Origin of the sequence: Clostridium sp. AF32-12BH (genome assembly GCF_003477935.1) — a bacterium.
In the GTDB taxonomy this organism is placed as follows: domain Bacteria; phylum Bacillota; class Clostridia; order Lachnospirales; family Lachnospiraceae; genus Brotaphodocola.
Window position 1 is genome coordinate 1 of record NZ_QUEH01000038.1, and the last position, 3,684, is coordinate 3,684.

Below are 3,684 nucleotides of genomic sequence, written 5' to 3' on the forward strand. Positions count from 1 at the left end.
ACTCATTGATAAGATTAGCGGTCAAGGCGAAGCCAGAGGGGTACGGGGTAACATACTTGATATGGCATAAAAAGAGGGGTGAATTTGGAGTGGCAAAGAGAGATTACAAGACGGTTTCGGAATGGAAAAAGGCATACCGTGACAAGGCTAAGTTGATGAACGAGAGAGGGTACAGGGAGCTTCAACCGAAAGAGTTCTACCGTGCCATATTCCCAGAGGGGAGCTTGCAGAGCAGGGAGCATGACGGGAAAGGGAATATCATTGCCACCCAGATAAGACCGTCTGGGAAAGGCAGGACGAAGCAGTGGGTCATTGATGACAGTTTGGATATGCTCGATAAGGTCATAGGAGACAGCTTCGGGCTTATTCCACCTTTGTCCTTTTACGGCAAGACACACACAAAGGAGAACGCTCATCAGCTCTTTGCTATGGCAATCGACATTGACTATGTGGGCTTGCAACAGCTCAAGAATATGCTGAAGCAGTTCGGGAACGGCGTTCAGCTCTGCCCGACATTCCTCGTAAGCTCCGGAAAGGGTGTCCACCTGTACTATCTGCTGAAAGAGCCGGTGGAGCTGTATGCCAACCGAGAAAAGCTCCTCTCGGCACTGAAAGAGGACTTTATCCGCAGACATTGGAATGACACAAGCTCTATCCGACCAGATAACCCAGACATTACGGGGGTATATCAAGGCTTTAGGTGCGTGGGAAGTTTGTCGAAATTTGGCGAGGGCTACCCTGTAAGAGCGTGGCAGCTATGCGATAGCAGCTACGCTCTGGAAGAAATCAAGGCGAGTATGCCCCTGTGCAAGATTGACCTCTCTCCCCTGTACCAGAAGCCACCGAAGAAGCAGGGAAAACACACTCTGGAAGAAGCAAAGGAGCTGTACCCAGAGTGGTATCAGTCGAAAATTGTCGAAGGAAAGCCATTGAAAAAGACTTGGACTTGCAATACCGCCCTGTATGAGTGGTGGAAGGGCAAAATGGACGGAGAAGTCAAGGTTGGTGGACGATACTTCTCAATCATGGCATTGTGTGCCTACGGCTTGAAATGCGGTATTCCAGAGAAGCAGATAAGGCAGGACGCATACGGCTTTCTGGAGCGTCTGGACAGTCTCACAGAGGACGAGGACAACCATTTCACAAGGGAAGATGTGAAAGACGCTCTGAAAGCCCTCAAAGCGGATAATCAGCTCCTTAGCACCATGGCAAGCAGGGAGCGGATTGAGAAACAGACAAAGGATCCTATCCCACCAAACAAGCGAAACGGGCGAAAACGAGCCATTCATGTGAAGTACATGAACAATCAAAGGGCTTTTAAGGTTGAAATGGGCGAGTGTACCAATGGTGGCAGACCAGAAATGTCGAAAATTGTCGAAGAATGGCGAAAGGCACACCCAGACGGCAGGAAAGCCGACTGCATCAGAGAGACAGGATTGAGCAAACCGACCGTCTACAAATGGTGGAAATAACGGCTTGACAAGTGTGTATATAGTGTGTATAATATACACATAGAAAGGAGCGGACAACATGGCAAAGAAGCGAGTAAACATCACGATTACAGAGGAAACGCAGGAGCGTATCTTGCAGTATGCCTATGAGAACCATTTGCAGGGCGGTTTGAGCGGTGCTATTGAACATATCGCATGGCAGGTGCTAAAGGTCAAGAACGCACAGGTCAGAGGACAGTCAAGCATGAAATTCGACAAATAGCGACAACAAGCGACAAAGAGCGACACGAAGCGACACAGGAGGGCGAAAATGAACGGATATGAAATGATGGCGGACAGTTACAGGCAGTTAGTGAAGCAGGGGAAAATTGACAAGGAGACAGCGGACAGAGAAATTCGTGTCTATGACTTTCTTGCCACCTGCGACAGTGACGATTTATGTCGAATGGTGGACAGCTCGGCATTTAATGACATCATCAGAGCTTACCTCAAAATGGCTGTCCAGAGTGCGGACATTGACGAGGACGCAAGAGAAAAGGTGGTCGGACAGCTCCGTTGGCTGTTCGATGAAAAGATGGCGAAAGAGGTTCTTGAGGGCAGATAAAGCGAGAACGCAGTCAAGGCAGAGGGTGGAGATTTTCTCCGTAGGGGAAAATACTACCCGACCTTGACGGAGTGAAGCGTAACACTTCCCCAAGGGGAAAAAGCAATAGCTTATTCCCCTGCCACACGGCGAGTGTGGGGTTTGGGGCAAAGCCCCAAGAGGGGTCAAGGGGAGTATCCCCTGCACATGGCTTTACGGAGTAAAGTATAATGTGCTATACTTTACATACTCACCGTGAGGAAATGAGAGGGGGAATTAAAGTGGGCTATGCAGTCGTTCACATGATGAAAATAAAGTCTGGGGCGGTCGGTGGGATTCAGAGCCACAACAACCGTGAGCATGAACCTAAGACGAACCCAGATGTAGATATGAGCCGTTCAGAGGACAACTATGACCTTGTTCCCTGTGACAACTACAAGAGGTCAATCAAAGAGAAATTGTCGAACCTTGTCGAAAGCAGTCGAGCCGTCAGAAAGGACGCTGTTGTGGTCTGCAACTTCATAGTGACCTCGGACAGTGAAACAATGGAAGCCCTGGGAACTGACCGTCAGAGGGAGTTCTTCGAGGACAGCGTCAAGTGGTTCTCTGACCGCTACGGAGCTGACAGGGTGCTTAATGCTACCGTCCACATGGACGAGACTACCCCTCACCTACATATCGGTGTCATGCCGATAACGCAGGACGGCAGATTGTCGGCAAAGGCTATCTTCACGAAAACCGAAATGAAAGCCATACAGACAGAGTTTGCCCGTGATGTGGGCGAGAAATACGGCTTGGAGCGTGGTGTAGAGGGGTCGGAGCGTACCCACCTGTCAGAAGCCCGATTCAAGGAGCAAAAGGCTCTGGAAATGGCAAATGAACACGGAGCAATCGCACAGGAGCTTCAAATAATCGCAGAGGACTGTAAGCAGGAGCTTTCAGAAGCCACCAGAAGCCTTGAAACGGTCAAACAGGAGCTTTCTGCCATGCAGGACAGGAAAGACACCTTACAGGGCGAAAAAGAGCGTCTGGAAGAAGTTAAGAGCAGGGCAAACCAGACTATGAAGCGAGTACATGAGACGGTCAATCAGCAGAAGCCTATCCTGCTTGACTTGCAGAAGCGGATCAGCGAAGCGAAGTCGGAGCTATCCGTGGTCGAAACAGCAGTAAAAGAGAAAAAGGCAGAGGGTACAGAGAAGTTCGGTTGGGACGGCATGGCAGAGCGAATAGAGCGAGCCAGAAAAGAAGCTGGCAAGGACAATCACATTAAGGCTCTGGAAGCCCGTATAAGCCTCTTAGAGCGTTTTATTTCTTTACCGCAAGTAAAACCCTTATGGGAGCAGTTTCAAGCTCTTATAGGCAGGAAGAAGCCCCAGAAAGACCATGAGAGATAATTCTGAGAAGCAAAGAAAATAATTCTTAGGACGGCAGAAAACAGGGAAAAACTCTATTGATAAGATTAGCGGTCAAGGTGCTATGCCGTATTGACACAGCATAGCACCTATTTTATAATCGAAAAAGGTAAAAAAACTCATTGATAAGATTAGCGGTCAAGGCGAAGCCAGAGGGGAACGGGGTAACATACTTGATATGGCATAAAAAGAGGGGCGAATTTGGAGTGGCAAAGAGAGATTACAAGACGGTTTCGGA

General features: G+C 49.0%; 4 protein-coding genes. All 4 read left to right on the forward strand.

Features of this window, described 5'->3' with window-relative positions; genetic code table 11:
• Positions 1 to 1,472: hypothetical protein (locus DWZ40_RS18990; RefSeq protein ID WP_347560134.1), on the forward strand; the 1,472-nt coding region annotated here is incomplete at its 5' end.
• A gap of 58 nt (positions 1,473 to 1,530) precedes the next feature.
• Entirely contained in the window at positions 1,531 to 1,713 is a 183-nt protein-coding gene (locus DWZ40_RS18995; RefSeq protein ID WP_117452303.1) for a hypothetical protein, read from the forward strand.
• 48 nt (positions 1,714 to 1,761) lie between these two features.
• Positions 1,762 to 2,055 carry a hypothetical protein gene (locus tag DWZ40_RS19000; protein WP_117891194.1) on the forward strand — a complete coding sequence of 98 codons (294 nt, stop codon included), beginning with the start codon at positions 1,762 to 1,764 and terminating at the stop codon, positions 2,053 to 2,055.
• A 260-nt stretch (positions 2,056 to 2,315) separates the two neighbouring features.
• Entirely contained in the window at positions 2,316 to 3,428 is a 1,113-nt protein-coding gene (mobV, locus tag DWZ40_RS19005) for a MobV family relaxase (protein WP_182431792.1), read from the forward strand.
• The last annotated feature ends 256 nt before the right edge of the window (positions 3,429 to 3,684 follow it).